Below are 20,981 nucleotides of genomic sequence, written 5' to 3'. Positions count from 1 at the left end.
CCCGTCACCCTCGGGCTCGTCCCGAGGGCCCACCCATCCGTCGCACGGTAAAGGACGTGGATCAGCGATCTCGATCCGCCCCCAAACGCCCGCGCCTGCATCAGCCGTAGGCCCTCGGGACAAGCCCGAGGGTGACGGGCTTTTTAGTGTTGCGTCTTCGCCTTCAACCGCCAGGCATGCAGCAGCGGCTCGGTGTATCCGTTCGGCTGTTCCACCCCCTCGAACACCAGGGCGCGCGCAGCCTGATAGGCCAGGCTGGTCTCCGGGTTAGCCGCCATCGGCCGATACAGCGGATCGCCCGCGCTCTGGCCATCGACCTTGGCCACCATGCGCAGGAAGGCGGCCTCGACCTGATCCACCGTACACACGCCGTGCAGCAGCCAGTTGGCGATATGCTGCGAACTGATCCGCAGCGTCGCGCGGTCTTCCATCAGGCCGATGTCGTGGATGTCCGGCACCTTGGAACACCCCACCCCCTGGTCGATCCAGCGCACCACATAACCCAGTATGCCCTGGGCGTTGTTGTCCAGCTCGGCCGCCACCTCGTCCTCGGACCAGTTGACGCCGTGTGCCAGCGGCGGGGTCAGCAGGGCCTCCAGCCCCGGCGTCGGCTGCTCCGCCACCGCCTTCTGCACCGCGAACACATCGACGGCGTGATAGTGCAGCGCGTGCAGGGTCGCCGCCGTCGGCGAAGGCGTCCAGGCGGTGTTGGCGCCCGTCCTGGGGTGGGCGATCTTCTGCTCCAGCATGTCGGCCATCCGATCCGGCGCCGCCCACATACCCTTGCCGATCTGGGCCTTGCCCGACAGGCCGCATTTCAGGCCGATGGCGACGTTGCGCGCCTCATAGGCGGTGATCCAGGCGCTGGACTTGATGTCCGCCTTTCGCACCACCGGCCCGGCCTGCATGGCGGTGTGGATCTCGTCGCCGGTGCGGTCCAAAAAGCCGGTGTTGATGAAGACGATCCGGTCCTTCACCGCATGGATGCAGGCCGCCAGATTGGCAGAAGTCCGCCGCTCCTCGTCCATCACCCCGACCTTGATCGCATGGCGCGGCAGGGCCAGCAGATCCTCGACCGCGTCGAACAGCCGGTCGGTGAAGGCCGCCTCTTCCGGCCCGTGCATCTTGGGTTTGACGATATAGACCGAACCCGTCGCGCTGTTGGCGAATGCCCCCAGGTCCTTGATGTCATAAAGGGCGATCAGGCTGGTGACGACGGCGTCCATGATCCCCTCGGGCGCGTCCGACCCGTCGGCCAGACGGATGGCGGGCGTGGTCATCAGATGGCCGACGTTGCGCACGAACAGCAGGCTGCGCCCCTTCAGGATCACCGACGACCCGTCCGGCGCCGCCCACTGGCGATCCGGCTCCAGCGCACGGGTCAGGGTCTCGCCGCCCTTCCTGAACGTCGCCGACAGGTCGCCGCGCATCAGGCCCAGCCAGTTGCGATAAGCTTCGGCCTTGTCCGCCGCATCGACGGCGGCGACGGAATCCTCCAGATCGACGATGGTCGTCAGGGCGGATTCCAGCACCACGTCCGCCAGCCCCGCCGCATCGCCCCGCCCGACCGGATGGCTGCGGTCGATGACCAGTTCGATATGCAGGCCATTGTGCGCCAGCAGGATCGACCCCGGCGCCGCCGCGTCGCCGGTAAAGCCGACGAACTGTCCCGCATCCTTCAGCGCCGGCGACAAGGCGCCGTCCACCACCGACCAGCCGCCCACGTCCGCATGCGAGCCCTCGGCCAGCGGCGCCGCCTCGTCCAGGAACGCCTTGGCCCGCGCCACCACCCGCGCCCCGCGCGCCGGATCGTAGCCGCCGCCGGTTGGCAGATCGCCCAAGGCGTCCGTGCCGTACAGGCCGTCATACAGGCTGCCCCACCGTGCATTGGCGGCGTTCAGCAGGAAGCGCGCGTTCAGCACCGGCACCACCAGCTGCGGCCCGGCCATCTGCGCGATCTCGGCGTCCACGCCTTCGGTCCCGATGGAAAATGCCGCCGGCTCATCGACCAGATAGCCGATCTCTCTCAGGAAGGCCTCCGACGCCCCCACGTCATAGGGCTGGCCCCGTCGCGCCCGATGCCAGTCGTCGATCTGGGCCTGTAAGGCGTCGCGTCGTTCCAGCAAGACCCGGTTTTCCGGCGCGAACCGTTCGAAGATCGCCGCCGCCCCGGCCCAGAAGTTGACTGCATCCAGGCCCAGGCCCGGCAGCACATCCTGCTCGATCAGGGCGATCAGCTCGCCTGCGACCTTCAGCCCGGCGCGATCTTCGTGGGTCGTCATGACGGCCTCTCCCCGGCGCGACGCCGGACCTGTAACAATGCGTGATCAGGTAAGCCGAGCCCGCGCCGCTCCGCAAGGGTCACGTCGCGTCATCGGGGTCGCTTTTCGTCGAAAGCAAGCCGTTCGACGCCCGCGCTCGGTCAGAAACTCTTAACCGCGTCCGTGAACGGGACTGCAAGCGGCGGCGCCTATTGTGAGCTTACGGACGAACTCGCGTCCGGCCAGTCGAGCGTATCGCCCATGCTGTTTCTTCTGAACGATGTCGTGTTCGACCTGGACGAGGCCTGCCCGGCCACGCCCGCCGACACGCGCCGGTTCGAGAAGTTGGAGTTCGACTATGTACTCGAACTCGGCTGCGAACTGTTCGCCGAGGATCCGCTGCTGCACCGCAACGATCCCGGGCGCGCCCGCCGCCTAGCCTGGCTGATCGCCGAGCGCAGCCCGGATGTGAACGCCGCCCTGTTCGCCGCCCCGGCCGTCGCCTGCAACCCCGACCTGGTCGAGCCGCGTTTCTGCGCCCTGCCGCAGCAGGTCATGCATCAGCTTCAGGCCAAGGGCCGTCGCCTCGACGCCGTCTCCGCAGACCGCGCCGTCTGGAACCGCCTGGCCGCCTGATCGCGGCCCTGAAACGCAGTCAGAAGACCGCGTTGAACACCACGTGTACCAGCGTCGCCACGACCACGATAAAGCCGAACCCGACCGCCAGCCCCAGGGCCGGATGAAGGGGCGCATGCTCGCGATGCGTATGGGCGATACGGTCTTGAGGATGGATGACAGCCATCGTCTTTGTCCTTTCCCTATGATCCCGGATCGATCCGGGAGGGGGAGCGTCGGACTCTGACGGCCTGATCGTCTCCTCCAGAAGAGAGCATGACTCCAATATCCCCTGATGACGAGGGGTTATTTCCATTGGTCTTGATCTGGGCTGCGAGGCGCTGATTTTCGGCCTTGATCGCCACGCAACTCCTGCGATCATCATACGTCAATCGGGGAACGACGTATGGGCATGCGGAATTGGTTGGGTGCGACGCTATTTGTCGTCATCGCGGGGTTAGGTGCATTTCTAACGCCTCGATCGGCTCATGCCGATTGGCTGAAAGCTGAAACAGAGCATTTCGTTATCTACGGAAATACGTCGGAGAACAGCCTTCGCCGGTATGCGGGTAAAATCGAACGATTTGATACGCTGTTGCGCACATATTATCCGATCAGCACGGAATATCAGACACCGAAGCTTGAAATATTCATGGCCGACGGCCGACGCGACATGATCCAGATTTCATCGGGCATCAACGAAAGCGTAGCCGGTTATTACTCACCCAATAGTGGTCGAATTTATACAGTCATAAATACACGAAGTCCAATGGGTGATGTCGTCGCTTATCACGAATATGCTCATCATTTCATGTTTCAAATGAGCTCAAGCGCCTATCCATCCTGGTTCGTGGAGGGATTTGCTGAATATTATTCAACTGCCGATGTCGCCGACAAAACAATCCAGTTTGGGCGTCACAATCCCGGCAGAATGAATTCTCTGACCGGCGGCGCCAACACCTGGGCGAAAATGGATGACGTCCTGAAGTGGAAGGTGACATCATCGGGGCGCTACCCGGCCCACCTATACTATGCTCAGGCCTGGGCGATGACCCATTATTTTATGAGCACGCCAGACCGTACTCGCATGTTGGGAGCATACCTTTCAGCCGTAGCCGGTGGCCAAGATTCGGTCGTCGCCATGCAGGCGGCGACAGGGCGAACATCAAACCAGCTGCAGTCTGACATCTGGAGTTACATATCTGGGCGCATAAACATTCTAACGCCTCAAATCGAATTGGCCGAACCGACGGTAACGGTTTCTCGTCTAAGCAATGCCGATGCCGATACGATCTGGTTGGACGTTCGCTTGGACAACACGCCAGTCATTGAGAAACCGGACGATGAAGGCGACGATGAAGGCGGCTCAACGCAGACCGCTGCGCAGAAAGCTCGCGAAAAAAGCGAGGAGGCCGCGAACCGCGCCGAGTTGATTGCCTCCGCCATGGCAATGGCCCAAGTCCACAAGGGTGATCGCACAGGCCCCCTCCTTGCTGCTCGCGCCTATCGCCTGACGCAACAGCCGGACTTGGCGCTTGAAGCTCTGGCCCCCCTTCTAACCGATCAACTGACGGATGCCGACGTTTTACGCGTTGCCGCGATGGCGCTGCTGGACCAGGCTCAAGCCGAAAGTTCCCAAGATAATGCCACCGCGCTTCGTCGCCGCGCCAGCGGCTATCTCGCCCGAGCTATGGATGCCAACCCCTTGGATTTCCGTATCTACCTGGGCTTGAACGACACCCGACGCGGACAGGCTCAGTATCCCACGCCCAACGATCTCGCCACTTTGGAGACTGCATATGCCTTGGCGCCTCAGTCGTTCGATACACGGCTGCGTCTTGGAGAAGCGTATATCGCTCGCCAGATGGCGCCCCAGGCAATCAACGTGCTGATGCCAGTCTCGAATAGCCCGCATCGCAGCGGCTTCACTCGGCGCGCGCAAGCAATGATCAACCAGGCTCGCATCTTGGCGGGACAAACTGCGGCGACTTTCGACGAGCCGCCGAAAGACGAACCGCCATCTGCAGCGCAAGCGCCCGCTGAGGCTCTCGCAGATTAAGCGATCGGCATCGACGGTATGATGTGGCTTTGCCGGTCAGCCGCCATTGCCCCCGACGGCGTTGCGATATACCCCCCGCGCCGAAGGATACCCCATGTCGACACTGACCCTGCCTGAAGAAGCGGCTCGCCGCCGCACCTTCGCCATCATCGCCCACCCGGATGCGGGCAAGACGACCCTGACCGAGCATATCCTGCTGGCCGGCGGCGCCATTCGTGCGGCCGGGGCCGTGCGGGCGCGGGGCGAGAACCGGCGAACCCGTTCGGACTGGATGAAGATCGAGAAGGAGCGCGGGATTTCCGTCAGCGCCTCGGTCATGACGTTCGAGCACGACGGCAAGATGTTCAACCTGCTCGACACGCCAGGGCACGAGGACTTCTCCGAAGACACCTATCGCACCCTGACCGCCGCGGACTGCGCCATCATGGTGCTGGACGCCGCCAAGGGGATCGAGCCGCAGACGCTGAAACTGTTCGAGGTCTGCCGCCTGCGCGACATTCCGATCATCACCTTTATCAACAAGCTGGACCGCGAAGCCCAAGACCCGATGACCCTGCTGGACGACATCGCGTCCCGGCTGCAACTTGACCCGGCGCCCATCTGGTGGCCGGCCGAGAGCGGCAATCGCCTGCGCGGCATGGTCGAGGTCGGGACCGGCCGGTTCCAGCCCTATACCCGCAAGATCGCCGGCTCGGCCGAAGACCCGGATCACCCCCCCGCCCTGCCGCTGGACCAGGCGGCGCAGTATTTCGAGGCTGGCGAGCAGGATAATCTGGCCGAGGCCGTCGAACTGGTCGAGGGCGGCTATTCGGCCTTCGATCGTCAGGCCTTCCTGGAAGGTCACATGACCCCGGTGCTGTGGGGTTCGGCCCTACGCCACTTCGGCATCGACGAACTGCTGAAGGCCATCGGCGACTGGGCTCCGGCGCCCAAGACGATGAAGGCCAGGAAGGAATCCCCGCCCGAGACCCGCAACGCCCCCGCCCCGGTCGAGACGGTGGTTGAACCGGGCGCGAACGAAGTCACCGGCTTCGTCTTCAAGGTCCAGGCGAACATGGACCCCAACCACCGCGACCGGATCGCCATGTTCCGCATGGCAAGCGGCGCCTTCAAGCGCGGCATGAAGCTGAAGGTGCAGAACACGGGCAAGTCCCTGTCGGTCAATGCGCCGATCATGTTCTTCGCCAGCGACCGGGAGCTGGCCGACGACGCCTTCGCCGGCGACGTGATCGGCATTCCGAACCACGGCGTGCTGCGGGTCGGCGACAGCCTGTCGGAGAGCGGCGTGGTGCGGTTCGCCGGCCTGCCCAACTTCGCGCCTGAAATCCTGCAACGGGTTCGGGTCAAGGATCCGCTGAAGGCCAAACACCTGAAGAAGGCGCTGGAGGGCCTAGCCGAGGAAGGCGTGACCCAGCTGTTCCGGCCCGAGATCGGTTCGGACTTCATCGTCGGCGCCGTGGGCCAGCTTCAGTTCGAGGTCATGGCCGACCGCCTGGGCGAGGAATACGGCCTGGACGTCCTCTTCGAACCGTCCCCCTACGCCGAGGCCCGCTGGGTCACTCCAGCCTCGGGGGGCACGGATGCCGACATCGAGGACTTCAGCGGCAAATACCGCCCCCAGATGGCCCGCGACATCGACCAGGCCCCCGTCTTCCTGGCCAAGTCCAGCTGGGAAACCGGCTACGTCGGCGAACGTTTCCCCAAGATCGCCTTCACCAAGACCAAGGAACGGGGCTGAGTTTCGGCGCGCCAGACGACTTCCTTTGGTCACGCGGCTGAGCCATGATCGCGTGATGTCGTCGCTTCTCGCCCTAACCAGCGCTGTCTTCATGCTGCAGGCCGCCCCGTCCGTGGGACTGGTCTCGTATGACGAGGCCGTGCGCTGTGCGGGACTGACCCAGGCGGCGTCGGAGCTTGAGGGCGGCGAGAGCGCCCAAGGGCGGCGGTTGTACGATGCGGCCCTTTACTGGTCGTTGGCGGCGATGCAGGCAGCGACGGCGGCGGGCAAGCCGGCGACGGCTGCCGAGGCGGACCAGACGCGCGCGCGCATCTCGGCCGTGCGGTCGCTGAACGGCGATGCGCCCGAGGCCAGGGCCGCCCTGCAACGCTGTCAGCAGAAGACGCCGAACCTGGACTGACGAAAGTCCGCATAAGGCCAAGTCGAACCGCTTTCGCGGCGCTGCGTTTGCATTGGACGCCCCGAGAGACGCAGTCTGCGTCCCGAAGCGGGATAACTGAGGTCAAGCGCATGTTCGAATTCGGCCGCGATCTTCGAAAACTCTTCGCCCAGGCGCGCGAGAGTGAAGACTTGGGCTGGGTCGAGCTGATCGGCGTGGACCTGTTGCAGGCAGAGGCGCGGCGCGAGACGATCGATTCAGGCCGCGTATCCTGCGCCCGCCCCTTCGAAACCGAACACCGCGCGGCCGCCCTGTGGCGCGAACATGCCCGGCGCGGCGGCGCCTCCGACAGTCTGGACCGCGCCGAACGCTGCGCTGACAGCCTGGCGCGCACCGCCGTGGGCGAGGATCAGGTCGCCCTGGCCGCCATGGATAAGGCGGCGGTGCTGATGCTGCATTTCGACCTGTGCGGCGATCCCGTGCGACTGGATCGCGCCCTCGCCACCCTGGCGGCCGTCGGTCGCCCGCGCAGCCGACGCATAACGGCAGGCATGGCCGCGCTTCACGCCCGGCTCAAGGTCCGCACCGCCCGGCTGAGCGGCGATGTCGCCAGCCTGTCCGACGCCGCCGTGCTGATGGACGCTGCGGTGCGAAGCGACGACACGCACGACATGGACCTGCGAATGGACCGCGCGGCCCTGTCGCTGGAGATGGGCGTGGTCCAGCGTGACGTGCGTTTGCTGGATCAGGCCGGTCGCGACCTGGGCGCCCTGGTCGAGATCGCCTCGCCGGATCATCGCCCCCTGACCCGCGCCCGCGCTTTGGCTCTGTGCGGCGCCGGCCTCTCGGCGCTGGCGGCTATCGCGGGACATCAAGAGGCCCGCGCCCAGGGCCGGATCATGTTCGATGCGGCCGCCGATCAGTTTACCCCCGATCACAGCCCGCTGGACTGGGCCGCGATCCAGGTGCTGCGCGTCGGCGACGACGCCCAGCCGCTGATGCTGCTGACACAGGCCGAGGCCCTGACGCAGGGCGGCCAACTGATCATCGGCGCCCTGGTGCGCGAACGTCGTATCGCGCGCGAAGTCGCCCTGGCCGAAGCGGTCAAGAACCTGACCGCTCTGATGACGCTGGAAACGCGCCTGCGGGCGCGGATGGCGACGGCGACGCCGCTGGACTGGGCCGCCGATCAGATCGGCATGGCGGAAATCCTGCTGGCGCGGCATCGTCTGGGCGGCGACGCCCCGACCGATCTGGGTCTGATCCTGGGCGAGGCCGCCATGACGGCGCGCGAACTGGGCGTCGAGAGCTTGGCCGAAAGGGCTGAGGCCCTGCTGGCGACCGCGAAACGCTAAGCCTTCAGCCGCCCATGGCGACGAAGGCGCCGTTCAGGAACTTGGTCTTGCCATAGGACAGTCGCTGGCCGTCGTCGGCCAGCACACGTCCGCCGGCGGCCTCCAGCACGGCCTGACCCGCTGCGGTGTCCCATTCCGAGGTCGGGCCGGTGCGCGGATAGGCGTCGAACCGCCCTTCGGCGATAAGGCAGAATTTCAGCGACGAATCCGTCCCTTGCCAGCGCGAGCAGCCGTGGCGCGCCGCCAGGCGCGTCGCCTCCTCGTCGGTGACGCTGTGGCTCAGCAGGGCCATGCCCTCCTGAGGGCGGTCGCGCACCCGGATCGGCCGCCAGTCCTCGCCCGCGTGGGCCTCGCCGGCCTGAAGCGCGCCGAACTGACGCCGGAAGGCGCCGCCCTCGGGCTTGTCGGTGCGCCAGGTCGTCGCCGTCGCGGGGGCCGTCACCACGCCCGCCACCGGATGCTGGCCGTGGATCAGGGCGATATTGACCGTGAACGCCTCGCCGCCGCGCACGAAACCGCGTGTGCCGTCCAGCGGATCGATCAGCCAGAACCAGTCCTCTGCGCTGGCGGGCGCGCCGTTCGCCGAAACCGCCTCTTCGGCCACCGTCTGGACGCCGGGATACAGGGCCGCCAGCCGTTCCAGGATCAGGGCCTCGGCCGCGCGATCGGCCTGGGTCACCGGGCTGTCGTCGGACTTGGTCTCGACCGCCGTGCCCGCGCGCCAATAGGGCAGGATCAGCCGCGCGGCCTCCTCCGCGATCTCGGCGATGGCCAGGGAAAGCGCACCGGACTTCAGGTCGCGGGCGAGAGCGGTAGAGGAAGAGGTCGTCATTGGCGGGTCGATAGACCATCCGGGCGGTTCCATGAACCAGCAAATCACTCCAACTTCGCGCGCGACACGAACTGTGACCTGAGCGCGCCAGACCTATGACCCCGACCCACGACGCAGACGCCGCTCCGCTGGACCTTCCCGTGGATGGGACGGAGCTGGCCACCTACATCGCGGCCAAGCTGTGCCATGACTTCATCAGCCCGTCGGGCGCCATCGTTTCCGGCCTGGACCTGATGCAGGATCCGACCGCCCAGGACATGCGCGACGACGCCCTGGCCCTGATCGAACAGAGCGCGCGCAAGATGGTCGCCCTGGTGCATTTCGCCCGCGTCGCCTTCGGCGCCGCCACCACCAGCGAGCGTTTCACGGCGCGCGAGATCGAAGGCTTGGTGTCCGGCATGGTCCAGGGCGGCCGCGCCGCAATGGACTGGCGCATCAGCGATGGCGAATTCACCAAGCCCCAGGCCCGCGCCCTGACCAATCTGGCCTATCTGACCATGGGCGCCCTGCCGATGGGCGGCGTCGCCGTGATCCAGTCTCGGGTCGAGGATGGCATGATCTATCTGGAAGGGTTCGCCGAAGGCGCCCGCGCCCGTCTGAAGCCCGAAGCCGTTGTCGGCCTGGCAGGCGAGCGCCTGACCGAAGGACTGGCCGGACAATGGATCCAGCCCTATTGGCTGTGGCTGACCGTGAACGAGGCCGGCGGCGCGCTACGCGTCAAGGTTGAAGACGGAAAGGTCGCATTGGTCGCCCGAATGCCGGTCTGAGGCATTTCCAAACGACTCATTAACTGGCGTCTGGGATAAAAAGGGTCCATGCGCCTCGGGCGAAAGCCGCTGTGTTTTTGAGGGATCGATCTTGGACTTCCGAACCTGCCTGATCGTCGACGACAGCCGCATCATCCGCAAGGTTGCACGTCGCATCGTCGAGGGCCTGGGCTATGAGGTCGACGAGGCGGCGGATGGGGCCGAGGCCTTCTCATATTGCACCGGCGCCATGCCCGACGTTCTACTGGTGGACTGGAACATGCCGGTGATGGACGGCATCACCTTCCTGCGTCGCCTGCGCGCCATGCCGGGCGGCATGCGACCCAAGGTTCTGTTCTGCACGATTGAGACCCGCCCCGAGCGGATCGCCGAAGCGCTGGCCGCCGGCGCCGACGACTATGTGATGAAGCCGTTCGACGGCGAGATCCTGCAATCCAAGCTGACGGAGGTCGGAGCGATCGCCGCATGACCCCAGAGGACTTCGACAAACTGCAGTCCCTCCTCGCCACCCGCGCCGGCTATCGGCTGTCGCGGGATCGCATTCACCTGGCCGAACACCGGCTGGGACCGATCGCGCGGCGCGAGGGATACGCCAATGTCGAGGCCCTGCTGTCGAACCTGTGGGCCAACCCGGTCGCTTCCCTTGCCTGGTCGGTGATCGAGGCCCTGCTGAACGCCGAGACCTGGTTCCGCCGCGACCGCATCCCCTTCCGCATCCTGGAAAGCGAACTGTTGCCGGCCCTGTCCAAGGCGCGGCCTGACGGTCGGATCAAAATCTGGTCTGCCGGCTGCTCGACGGGGCAAGAGGCCTGGTCCATCGCCATGACCGGGCTGGAGCTCGGCGTACCGGTCGAACTGGTCGCCACCGACCTGTCGCAACGCGCTATCGAAAAGGCCCGCTCGGGTCTCTACACCGGGTTCGAGATTCAGCGCGGCCTGACGGCCAAAACGATGCTGCGGTGGTTCGAACCGATGGACGACCAGTGGATGGTCAAGGCTGAACTGGCCGACGCCGTGCGTTTCGGCCGCGCCAACCTGCTGGACGAGCCGACCGACGACGCGCGGTTCGACGTCATCTTCTGCCGCAACGTCCTGTCGGACATGGAGCCCTCGCGACGCGCCCGTCTGCTGGACGGGCTGGAACGACGCCTGGTCGATGACGGCTGCCTGTTCCTGGGCGCTGAAGAGAAACTGGAGGGCGAAACCGTCGCCTTCCGCGCCGTCAACGGCCGCCGGGGCCTGTACGTAAAGGCGCCCTCGGCGCTTCGCCGCGCCGCCTGAGCCACAGCCGTCATGCAGGCGTTCAGCCCGCGTGCAGTTCCTGCTTCACCCGCTCCGCCAGGGTCTTGATGTCCAGCGGCTTGGGCAGGAAAGACACGCCTACCTCGTCCTGCAGCAGGTCCGAGAAGTCGCTCTCGGCATAGCCCGAGATGAACATCACCGGCGCATCGCCCAGATACTGTCGCGCCTTCTTCAGCAGCGACGGCCCGTCCAGTCCCGGCATGATGACGTCCGAGATCATCATGTCGATCTGACCGGCGTATTCCTCGGCCAGCAACAGGGCCTCCTCGCCGTCGGCGGCCTCGATCACCTCATAGCCGCGCTGGCGCAACAGGCGGGCGGCGATGCCGCGCACGGCGTCCTCGTCCTCGACGAACAGGATGCGGCCCGCGCCCGACAGGTCGCGCGGCGCCTTGACCTTGACCTCGACCGGCTGAACCTCGGCCAGCTCCGCCTCGCCGGCGGCCGGCAGGAAGATGCGGAAGGCGGCGCCCGCCCCTTCGATATTGCTGACGGTGATATGGCCGCCCGCCTGCTGGGCGATGCCATAGACGGTGGCCAGGCCCATGCCCGTCCCCTCGTTCACCGCCTTGGTGGTGAAGAAGGGCTCGAAAATCTTGTCCAACAGTTCGGGGGGCACGCCGGGGCCGGTGTCCGACACCTCGATCAGGGCGACCTCGTCGGTCGGCGCATCGACCCAGCCCAGGGCCCGCGCCTCGTCGCCCGTCAGGCGGCGGGTGGCGATGGTGACGACGCCGGCGCCCGGCTCGACCACGCCGCGCATGGCGTCGCGGGCATTGACGGCCAGGTTCATCACGGCCGTCTCCAGCTGGGACTTGTCGGCCAGCACCACGGGCAGGTCGCGGCCGTAATCGGTCTCCAGCCGCACGTCCTCGCGCAGCAGACGACGCAGCAGGATGGCGAACTCGCCGACCAGTTCGCCCAGGTCCAGTCGTTCGCGGCGAACGGTCGACTTGCGCGAGAAGGCCAGCAGCTTGCGAACCAAATCCGCCGCCCGAATGGCCGTCTGGCGGATTTCGTTCAGCCCCTCATAGGACGGATCGCCCACCGGGTGCCGTTCCAGCAGGCCCGACAGCTGAAGCTGGATCGCGGTCAGCAGATTGTTGAAGTCGTGCGCCACGCCGCCGGCCAGCTGGCCCACAGCCTGCATCTTCTGGGCCTGGTTGAGCTGCAGCTCCATCGACTTCTGGCCCGACACGTCGAACAGCCAGATGCGTCGCTTGTCGCCCTCAGGCGCCACATACAGATGCAGCATCTTGTCGGGATAGGCGCGCGCGATCAGCTCGATCGGCCCCGACGACCCGTCCTCCAGCTTCAGCCGCGCCTCGGCGACGCCGCCCGGATCGAACAGATCGCCGAAGGCCGCGTCGCGCGCGGCGCCGGGACCGGTCAGCACGGCCAGGGCCGGATTGGCCTCCTCCGCCCGGCCGGAGAACAGGTCGTCGCCGCCGATCACGGCCGAACCGAACGGCGCCCCGGCGGCCATGGCGCGCGCCTCTCCGGTCGCGGCTGCGGGCGCATGCACAGGAGCCAGGGCGATGGGCAGGGCGGCGTCGGGCGCCGCGCGCATCAGGAACCGTCCCTCGCCCGCCTGGCCGATCACGACCTCGACTTCGCGTGCGCCGATCATGACGATGGCGCGGCCCGGCTCGCCTTTGCGCGCCTGGGCGAAGGCCATGTAGAGGGCCTGGGCCGACTTGCCGCGCGGCAGGGCACCCGTCGCGCCGTTGGCCTCGGCCCAGGCGGTGTTGAAGGCTAGGATCTGGCCTGAATCCCACACCAGGGCGGCCGGCTCGGCCATGGCCTCCAGCACCTCGATGGCCGCGTCGCTGCTGGGCTTGGCGTTCGCCGCCCGCCGGAAACCGAACAGGCCGATCAGCGCAATCATCCCCACCGTCAGGATCAGCACCAGCCCCGGCGCCGAGGTCGGATTGTCGCGAAACGCCGGATAGGCCAGGGCGGCGATGGCCGCCACCACGCCGAACGCCATCACGGCCGACAGAATATCGAACGAAGGGCGTCGGGTGGACGTCATGCAGCCTCGCGAATCAGTGGCCAGATCATACGCTCAAATCCTGACGCACTCTTACCGGCGCTTTCTGGACTGGAAGACGAAGCCGATGATCTTGGCGGCCGCGTCGAAATGCTCGCGCGGAATGATCTCGTCCACCTCGACGGCGGCATAGAGGGCGCGCGCCAGCGGCACATTCTCCACGATCGGCACCCCGTGCTCGGTCGCCACTTCGCGGATACGCAGCGCCAGCGCATCGACGCCCTTGGCCACGCAGATCGGCGCCCCGTCGCCTTGGTCCGGCTCATAGCGAAGGGCGACCGCATAGTGGGTCGGGTTGGTGACGATGACGGTGGCCTTGGGGACATTGGCCATCATCCGCTGGCGGCTGCGCTGCATGCGAATCTGCTTCAGCTTGGCCTTGATGTGCGGGTCGCCCTCGGACTGTTTGTAGTCTTCCTTCAGCTCTTCCTTGGTCATCCGCATCCGCTTGGCGAAGCGCATCTTCTGCCAGACGAAGTCGACGCCTGCGGTCGCAGCGAGCAGAAGGATCGAGGCGAAGAACAGCGACACCGCCATGTCGCGCGCCAGCGGCAGGATCGCCAGCGGGCTCATCGACACCATGTTCTCGAACTCGCGCAGGTGCGGCTTCAGCACCATCCAGCACACCACGCAGACGGCGATCAGCTTCAGGAAGGTCTTGACGAACTGCATCAGGCCGTCGGGTCCGAAGATCCGCTTGAACCCCTGCAGCGGACTGACCGCCGACCATTTCGGCTTCAGCTTCTCGGCGGTGAAGATCAGGCCCGACTGCGCCAGATTGCCCCCGACCCCGCCCAGGATGGTCGCCAGCATGACCGCCCCCAGGAACGGCGCGATAGCCCAGACCGTGCGAACCATGATCTGGTTGCCGGCGCCCGAGTTCAGCGTGCCCAGCATCTCGTGCGGGGCGGCGATGAAGGGCAGCATCTGTTCGGCGATGGACGAGGCGAACCAGCCCCCGCCCATCAGGATCACCGCCGCCGCCCCCGCCAGCGACATCACCTGGGCGACGTCGGGCGACTTGGCCGAGTCGCCCTTCTTTCGGGCGTCCTCAAGCTTTCGCGGGGTCGCCTCTTCGGTTTTCGACTCGGGATCCGCGCCTTCAGCCACTGGGGCCTCCAAACACGAAATACTCCGCCAGACGGCGGTAGCGGTCGATGAAGATGGTGCCCAGCGCGCCGAGACTCAGTGCGAAGATCGACAGGCCCAGGATGACGCTCAGCGGCGCGGCGGCGAAATAGACCTGGAACGATGGCATGACCCGCGCCACCAGACCGGACGCCAGGTTGAAGATCAGGGCGAACACCAGCACCGGCGCCGAAAGTTGGACCCCCAACATGAAGCTGTCGCTCAGGGTGCGGACCGCCATCTGGGTGAAGTCGGCCATCACCAGCGGCTGGGCCGGCGAGATCAGGCGATAGGAGCCCACCATGCCGGCGATGAACAGGTGATGGGTGTCGGTGGCGAACAGCAGCGTCACCCCCAGCAGGGTCAGAAAGGCGGCGATGGTCGTACCCGGCTGGGCCTGCATCGGATTGGCGGTCTGGGAAAAACTAAGCGTCGTCTGCAACGAGATGATCTCACCCGCCGTCGACAAGGCCGTCATGAACATCCGCAGCAACAGACCGATCATCAGGCCGACGGCCACCTCGCGGATGATCCATCCGACCATCAGCCCCAGGCTGTCGGGCAGGCCCGGCAGCGATCCGCGCACCACCGGCCAAAGCGCCAGGCTGATGAGCAGGGCCAGCGACAGCCGCACGCGCGGCGGCACATAGGTCTCACCGAAACCGGGGATCAGCATCAGGATCGCCGCGATCCGGGCGAAAATCAGTCCCCCGGCCCAGACCTGATCGGCGGTGGCGTAAGCCTCCACTACATCCCCGCGATGCGGGCCGCGATCTGACGCATGAAGCCGCCCAACAGCGCGCCCATCAGCGGCAGGAACAGGATCAGGGACACGAAGATGGCGATGATCTTGGGTGCATAGATCAGGGTCTGTTCCTGGATCTGCGTCAGGGCCTGAAACAGGCCGATCACCACGCCGACCACCAGGCCCACGATCAGGACCGGCAGGCACAGCTGTATCGTCAGCCAAATGGCGTCGCGCCCGACATCCAGAACTTCCGCGCCGTTCATCGACACCGCTCCCAAACTACTGGGCAGAAAATGCCGACAGGATGGTTAACAGGCCGCTAACCAAACGCGTATTCGTGGGGATCAGGCCACCAGGGTGCGAGACAATTTGCGCGCCAGTTCGGCCTGGGTGAACGGCTTGCGCACGATCATGTCCTCGCCCACGTCCGTCAGGGCCTCGGCGTCGGCGTATCCGGTGGCGAACAGGATCGGCGCTTCGGGTAGCCGCGCCTTCAGTTCCTTTGCCAGCTCACCGCCGTTCATCCCCGGCATGGCGAAATCCAGCACCATGGCGTCGATCCGCTCGTGATGCTCCAACGTCTCCAGCGCCGCCCCGCCGCTGTCGGCCTCGATCACGTCATAGCCCAGATCGCTGAGATAGCCGGCGGTGACGGTCCTGACCGCATCGTCGTCGTCCACCACCAGAACCACCATCCCGGCGTCGCGCGCAGCCAGCAGTTCGCCGCTCGGCTCGCGTTCCTGCGTCGGCGCGGCGTCGGCGCGGGGCAGAAAGATGCGGATCGTCGTACCCTTGTCGACTTCGGTGTCGATGCTGACCCCGCCGCCGGACTGTTTGGCCAGGCCGAAGACCTGGCTCAGCCCCAGGCCCGATCCCTTGCCGACCTCCTTGGTGGTGAAGAAGGGCTCGAACGCCCGCGCTCGGACTTCGTCGGTCATGCCCGAGCCGGTATCGCTGACCGACACCACCACATAGTCGCCGGCCGGGAGATCGTCGGGCCGTCCTGACGCATTGAGCCGCGCGTTCTCCGTGCGGATGGTCAGCGATCCGCCGACCTCCATGGCGTCGCGCGCATTGATGGCCAGGTTCAGGATGACCAGTTCGATCTGCGTCGGATCGATCATGGCCGGCCACAGGTCCGTCGCCAGTTGCGGCGGCTCGATATGCACGCTGCCGCCGATCGCGCTCTGCAGCATGTCGCCCATGCTGCGCACCGTCTCGTTCAGATCGACCGCTCGCGGCTCCAGCTTTTGCCGACGCGAGAAGGCCAGCATCTGCGCCGTCAGCCGCGCCCCCCGCTGCGACGCTTCGCGCATCATGTCCAGTCGACGCAGGACCTTGGGGTCGGTCTCGTTCTTCCTCAACTGATCGACATTGCCCAGCACGACGGTCAGCAGGTTGTTGAAGTCGTGCGCCACCCCGCTGGTCAGCTGGCCGACGGCCTCCAGCCGCTGCGCCTGGCGCAGGGCCGTCTCGGCCTTTTCCCGCTCGACGATCTGGGCGGCCAGTTCGCGGTTGGCCGCCTGCAGCTGGGCGGTGCGGTCGGCGACCCGGCGTTCCAGCAGGGCCTCCGCGCGCTGGATCTCGGCGATCCTTTCGCGCGCCTCATACTGCCTGCGGCGACCGCGCAGGGCCGTATCGACCGCGCTGACCAGGGTCGTGGGATGGAACGGCCGCTCCAGAAAGCTGACATTGCCCAGGGTTTGCGACAGGCGTTGCGCCGCAGGATTGCGTTCGACGCTTCCGCCTCGCCGGTTCAAGACCAGAAAGGGAAAATCCGACCACGACGGCTGCGCTTCGATCCAGGCCGAAAGGGCGTTGAGATCGCCGTTGATCAGAACCTCATCGACCACCACGGCCAAGGCCGCCCCTTCGACCAGTCGCGCCAGCAGATCGTCTAGGTCCCCACAAACGAGGGCAACCGTCCCCGCCTCGGTCAGAATCGTCGCCGCCACGACGGCGTCGCGCCCAGAGGGAGCCAGGATCAGGGCGCGTTCGGAAAGGTCTCCGCCGCGGCTCATTCGGTTTGATCGCCCATCAGTCGTTCGCCTTGGCCCACGAAGTTGGGAACCCCGCGCAACACACCCCGGAAGCCATACAAGGGCTCGCCCACCGTCAAGCCGTCAGGACCAATGTCGAACTCGCGGATCGTCTTCTCGTGCCCCCCCGCCCGCTTTTTGATGACCGAGATCGCCCGGCGCACCAGGCCCGCCGCCTCGAAATAGCGCAGCAGGATGACGGTATCGGCCAGATAGGTCACATCCACCGGCGCCTTCATATCCCCGACCAGCCCATGCTGGGCCACGGTCAGATAGGTCGAGGCCCCCTGGCGGTTCAGATACTGCAGCAGCTCATGGATATGCAGGACCAAGAACTGTTCCTGGGGCATCGCCGCCTGATAGCCGTTCAGACTGTCGATGACGACGGTCTGGATGTCTCGCTTGGAAACGCAGTCTCGTACCCGTGCAGCGAATTCGCCCGGCGACAGCTCGGCCGCATCCACCTGCTCCACGAGAAGTGAGCCATCATTGACACAGGCCTGCAGATCAATGCCGATTTCCAGCATTCTGGCGAACAACAGGCCCAGTTCCTCATCGAAGACGAACATGGCAGCCTTGCCGCCCCGCGCGATCGCCGCCATCACGAAGTTCACCGCGAACAGTGACTTGCCCGTGCCTGCCGGCCCCAGAATCAGAGCGCTTGATCCGCGCTGTATGCCGCCGCCCAACAGGTCGTCCAGGCCAGCCACCCCGCTGGACATGGGCTCACGCTTGAACCGGGTGCGGTGTTCAGACGCGACGATGCGCGGATAGACCTCCAGCCCGCCGGTCTTGATGGTGAAGTCGTGATAGCCGCCGCGGAATCGCCGCCCGCGATATTTCATCACCCGCACGCGCCGACGCTCGGCGCCGTATTCGGGAGACAACTCCTCCAACTGGATCACGCCGTGCGTCACGCTGTGAACCGTCTTGTCGTTGGCGTCGGTCGTCAGGTCGTCCAGCAGCAGCACCGTCACGCCGCGCTTGGCGAAATAGTGTTTCAGCGCCAGGACCTGACGCCGATATCGCAGCGATCCCTGGGCCAAAAGCCGAATCTCCGACAGGCTGTCGATCACGACCCGCTGGGGCTGAAGCCGTTCGACCGCCTCCAGAATGATTCGTGTGGTCTCGCCCAGCTCCAGGTCCGACGAATACAGCAGGCTTTGTTGTTGATCCTCGTCCAGCAGGCTTTCCGGCGGCACCAGTTCGAACAGTTCGATCCCGTCCAGCGACCAACCATGCGACTTGGCGGTCGCCCGCAGTTCTTCTTCCGTCTCGGACAGGGTGATGTAGAGCGTCGTCTCACCCAGCGCGGCCCCGGTCATCAGGAACTTCATGGCGGCGGTCGTCTTGCCAGTGCCGGGATTGCCCTCCAGCAGGAACAGCCGGTCCCGTTCCAGCCCCCCGGCTAGAATGTCGTCCAGTCCGGCGATCCCGAAGGCGGCCTGGTCTTGCTTGATCTCGCCGTCCGTCATGCCATCCTCTCGCCTGTAGCTGAGCCGTAACGCACGGAAACGGATAAGGTTACACGCCGGTTCGCCGGTCGTCGGAGGCGCCGGATCGACGATAAAATCTCTCCCAGGATCTTGAATGGCGCAGCTCTGATCCCAACCTGACGGCTTCGCCGGGGGGCCTTTCACGATCCGATTTCAGACGAATTGCACTATTCAGACGCTCTTTTTTCCAGCGTCACCGTCTGAATGCGTCCCAGCCTCGTAAAGAGGGCCGAGACCCTCTCCCCATCCCGCAATCGCCCCGCTATCTAGGCCGCCATGACCGAACCCCGCGCCTCCAAAGTCTCCCAGGCCGACGCCGAAGCCGCCGTCCGCACCCTGATCGAATGGGCGGGCGACAATCCCGACCGCGAAGGCCTGCTGGAGACCCCGGCCCGCGTCGCCCGCAGCTATCGCGAGCTGTTCGAGGGCTATGAGGTCGATCCCCTCTCCTATCTGGAGAAGACGTTCGAGGAGACGGGCGGCTACGACCAGCTGGTCGTGCTGAAGGACATCCGCTTCGTCAGCTTCTGCGAGCACCACATGCTGCCGGTCGTGGGTAAGGCGCACGTCGCCTATCTGCCGACCGACCGCGTCGTCGGCATATCCAAACTGGCCCGCGTCGTGCGCGGCTTCGCACGGCGCCTGCAGATCCAGGAGAAGATGACCTCCGAGATCGCCGAGGCCATCCAGACCGTCCTACGCCCCCACGGCGTCGGCGTCGTCATCGAAGCCGAACACAGCTGCATGACCCTGCGCGGCGTCAATGCGCCGGGCGCCAGCCTGTCGACCAGCCACCTGATCGGCGTCGTGCGCGACGATCCCCGCACCCGCGAAGAGTTCCTGCGACTGGTCCGAGGCTAGGATTTCCCCAATCGCGCGAACTGGCGCATCTCTTGCGGCGAGACGGCGGAAGGAGGCTCTAACGATGCCCTGGTCCGTGATTTCGACCCGCAATGAGACAGTTCAGATCGCGCGCGGCGGCTGGCTGGACGCTTTGCGTTTCATCGTGGCCTTCCTGATCATCCTGCATCACTTCCAGGCCGCAGGTCCTGAACCTTTGGCGCATTTGATCAATCCGATCTTCGAGCGCGGCGGCTTCCTGCTTACCAACTTCTTCCTGATCGACAGCGGCTATGTGTTGATGCGCGTCTATGGCGCGGCGGTGGACAAGGGCCGGCTGTCGCCGGGCGACTTCTTCCTCAAGCGGTTCCTGCGTGTCGTGCCCGCCCACCTGATCATGGGCCTGTCGCTGGTCGGCTTCGTTCTGCTGGCCACCGCCGCCGGCCTTCCGCCGCGCAATCCCGAATGGTTCGCCTGGGACCAACTGCCCGCCCAGCTGCTGCTGCTTCAGTCCTATGGCGTTTATGGTGGCCTGGGCTGGAACGCCCCGACCTGGTCGATCTCGGCCCTGATCGGCTGCTACCTGGCCTTCCCCTGGATCATTCGCGGCCTGATGCGTCTGGGTCCGTGGTCGGCGCTGGCTGTTGGCGTCGGCGTCTATCTGGTCGCCAACCAGCTCTGCTGGCACTTCCTAGGCTATCCCGTCTATCAGATGCCCATGCGCTACGGCATCATCCGCGCCCTGCCGCTGTTCTTCCTGGGCATGTGCCTGGCCTGGTTCGCCCAGAAGGTCTGGATCGCGCCGCGCCTGGCCGGCTGGGCCGGTGTGCTCGCCGCCGTCGGCTTCTTCGCCCTTGAGCTTCACGACAAACACGCCCTGGCCGCCCTGACACTGATCTCGATCATCATCCTGGCCGCCGGCGCGGTGCCGGTGAAGAAGCCCTCCAAACTGGTCGAGACGGCCGCAATGGTCTCGTTCTCCATGTTCATCTCCAACGAGGTGATCCGCATCGTCTGGTTCGGCGTGGTCAACGCCGTCGAGGCCCGCATCTCTCTGCCCGTCGCCGCCCAATGGGGCCTGTGGGGCCTGGGCGTCGCGGCGGCCGTCGCCTTCGCCTTCGCCTTCCACTTCGCCCTCGACAATCCGATCCAGACCCGCATCCGCGGCTGGCTGAAGCGTCGCAGCGCCCGTCGCGGCCAAGTTCAACCCAAACTGGGACCGGTCATCTCCATCGACGGCTGACCCGGCGACTTTGGCGACCGGCGATCCTCGACCAAAGTCGCTCTCTCCAGCCGCCTCCCTCTCGGTCAATGTCGGCGTCCACGTATCCGCAGGGATGCGCAGAACGGCCGATAACGGCGACTTGGG

General features: G+C 65.9%; 19 protein-coding genes. 10 read left to right on the top strand and 9 right to left on the bottom strand.

Features of this window, described 5'->3' with window-relative positions; all coding sequences use genetic code 11:
- Positions 1 to 143: 143 nt before the first annotated feature.
- Positions 144 to 2,282, bottom strand: coding sequence for a malate synthase G (locus tag ACK4MH_RS08200; RefSeq protein ID WP_409716923.1), 2,139 nt, complete (start codon positions 2,280 to 2,282; stop codon positions 144 to 146).
- A gap of 240 nt (positions 2,283 to 2,522) precedes the next feature.
- On the opposite strand from ACK4MH_RS08200, the gene ACK4MH_RS08195 reads away from it, so the two are divergent.
- The gene (locus tag ACK4MH_RS08195; RefSeq protein WP_409716921.1) at positions 2,523 to 2,897 is read left to right on the top strand and encodes a hypothetical protein; all 375 of its coding nucleotides are present in this window, start codon (positions 2,523 to 2,525) and stop codon (positions 2,895 to 2,897) included.
- A 19-nt stretch (positions 2,898 to 2,916) separates the two neighbouring features.
- Here ACK4MH_RS08195 and ACK4MH_RS08190 read toward each other — a convergent pair whose 3' ends face one another.
- A complete protein-coding gene (locus ACK4MH_RS08190) occupies positions 2,917 to 3,063 on the bottom strand; it encodes a hypothetical protein (protein ID WP_346494474.1) in 147 nt (48 codons plus the stop codon).
- Between the two features lie 219 nt (positions 3,064 to 3,282).
- Here ACK4MH_RS08190 and ACK4MH_RS08185 point away from each other — a divergent pair, with 219 nt between their 5' ends.
- The 4 genes from ACK4MH_RS08185 (at position 3,283) to ACK4MH_RS08170 (ending at position 8,407) form a co-directional block, all read left to right on the top strand.
- Positions 3,283 to 4,935, top strand: a complete 1,653-nt coding sequence (locus ACK4MH_RS08185) for a DUF1570 domain-containing protein (RefSeq protein ID WP_409716919.1) — start codon at positions 3,283 to 3,285, stop codon at positions 4,933 to 4,935.
- Between the two features lie 94 nt (positions 4,936 to 5,029).
- A complete protein-coding gene (locus ACK4MH_RS08180; RefSeq protein ID WP_409716917.1) occupies positions 5,030 to 6,673 on the top strand; it encodes a peptide chain release factor 3 in 1,644 nt (547 codons plus the stop codon).
- A gap of 55 nt (positions 6,674 to 6,728) precedes the next feature.
- Positions 6,729 to 7,073, top strand: coding sequence for a hypothetical protein (locus ACK4MH_RS08175; protein WP_409716915.1), 345 nt, complete (start codon positions 6,729 to 6,731; stop codon positions 7,071 to 7,073).
- A gap of 110 nt (positions 7,074 to 7,183) precedes the next feature.
- The gene (locus ACK4MH_RS08170; protein WP_409716913.1) at positions 7,184 to 8,407 is read left to right on the top strand and encodes a hypothetical protein; all 1,224 of its coding nucleotides are present in this window, start codon (positions 7,184 to 7,186) and stop codon (positions 8,405 to 8,407) included.
- 4 nt (positions 8,408 to 8,411) lie between these two features.
- Here the strand turns inward: ACK4MH_RS08170 and cysQ are convergent, their stop codons facing one another.
- Positions 8,412 to 9,239 (bottom strand): 3'(2'),5'-bisphosphate nucleotidase CysQ, encoded by an 828-nt coding sequence (gene cysQ / locus ACK4MH_RS08165; RefSeq protein ID WP_409716911.1) that lies wholly within the window; start codon positions 9,237 to 9,239, stop codon positions 8,412 to 8,414.
- Between the two features lie 95 nt (positions 9,240 to 9,334).
- Here cysQ and chpT point away from each other — a divergent pair, with 95 nt between their 5' ends.
- The 3 genes from chpT (at position 9,335) to ACK4MH_RS08150 (ending at position 11,287) form a co-directional block, all read left to right on the top strand.
- Entirely contained in the window at positions 9,335 to 10,006 is a 672-nt protein-coding gene (chpT, locus tag ACK4MH_RS08160; protein WP_409716909.1) for a histidine phosphotransferase ChpT, read from the top strand.
- A 91-nt stretch (positions 10,007 to 10,097) separates the two neighbouring features.
- A complete protein-coding gene (locus ACK4MH_RS08155; protein ID WP_409716907.1) occupies positions 10,098 to 10,475 on the top strand; it encodes a response regulator in 378 nt (125 codons plus the stop codon).
- Positions 10,472 to 11,287: a CheR family methyltransferase gene (locus ACK4MH_RS08150; protein ID WP_409716905.1), complete on the top strand. Its 816-nt coding sequence runs from the start codon at positions 10,472 to 10,474 to the stop codon at positions 11,285 to 11,287. The genes ACK4MH_RS08155 and ACK4MH_RS08150 overlap by 4 nt, the downstream gene beginning before the upstream one ends.
- A gap of 22 nt (positions 11,288 to 11,309) precedes the next feature.
- Here the strand turns inward: ACK4MH_RS08150 and cckA are convergent, their stop codons facing one another.
- From cckA to ACK4MH_RS08120, 6 genes are all read right to left on the bottom strand, one after another.
- Complete coding sequence (cckA, locus tag ACK4MH_RS08145) at positions 11,310 to 13,343, bottom strand: cell cycle histidine kinase CckA (RefSeq protein ID WP_409716903.1); 2,034 nt, start codon at positions 13,341 to 13,343, stop codon at positions 11,310 to 11,312.
- Positions 13,344 to 13,394: 51 nt separating this feature from the next.
- Positions 13,395 to 14,471, bottom strand: a complete 1,077-nt coding sequence (flhB, locus tag ACK4MH_RS08140) for a flagellar biosynthesis protein FlhB (RefSeq protein ID WP_409716901.1) — start codon at positions 14,469 to 14,471, stop codon at positions 13,395 to 13,397.
- The gene (fliR, locus tag ACK4MH_RS08135; RefSeq protein ID WP_409716899.1) at positions 14,464 to 15,237 is read right to left on the bottom strand and encodes a flagellar biosynthetic protein FliR; all 774 of its coding nucleotides are present in this window, start codon (positions 15,235 to 15,237) and stop codon (positions 14,464 to 14,466) included. The genes flhB and fliR overlap by 8 nt, the downstream gene beginning before the upstream one ends.
- Entirely contained in the window at positions 15,237 to 15,500 is a 264-nt protein-coding gene (fliQ, locus tag ACK4MH_RS08130) for a flagellar biosynthesis protein FliQ (protein ID WP_135194575.1), read from the bottom strand. The genes fliR and fliQ overlap by 1 nt, the downstream gene beginning before the upstream one ends.
- 81 nt (positions 15,501 to 15,581) lie before the next feature.
- Complete coding sequence (locus ACK4MH_RS08125; protein ID WP_409716897.1) at positions 15,582 to 17,258, bottom strand: response regulator; 1,677 nt, start codon at positions 17,256 to 17,258, stop codon at positions 15,582 to 15,584.
- Positions 17,255 to 18,751 (bottom strand): ATPase domain-containing protein, encoded by a 1,497-nt coding sequence (locus ACK4MH_RS08120; protein WP_409716895.1) that lies wholly within the window; start codon positions 18,749 to 18,751, stop codon positions 17,255 to 17,257. Before ACK4MH_RS08120 ends, ACK4MH_RS08125 begins: the two co-directional genes overlap by 4 nt.
- Positions 18,752 to 19,048: 297 nt before the next feature.
- Between ACK4MH_RS08120 and folE the strand changes: the two genes are divergently transcribed.
- On the top strand, positions 19,049 to 19,633 hold the full coding sequence (folE, locus tag ACK4MH_RS08115; RefSeq protein ID WP_346494487.1) for a GTP cyclohydrolase I FolE: 585 nt from the start codon (positions 19,049 to 19,051) through the stop codon (positions 19,631 to 19,633).
- Positions 19,634 to 19,697: 64 nt separating this feature from the next.
- Complete coding sequence (locus tag ACK4MH_RS08110) at positions 19,698 to 20,855, top strand: acyltransferase family protein (protein WP_409716892.1); 1,158 nt, start codon at positions 19,698 to 19,700, stop codon at positions 20,853 to 20,855.
- The last annotated feature ends 126 nt before the right edge of the window (positions 20,856 to 20,981 follow it).

It is taken from the genome of Brevundimonas sp. (assembly GCF_046295075.1).
Lineage (GTDB): Bacteria > Pseudomonadota > Alphaproteobacteria > Caulobacterales > Caulobacteraceae > Brevundimonas.
The sequence above is the reverse complement of the archived record's forward strand: the minus strand, read 5'-3'. Positions and strand labels throughout refer to the sequence as shown.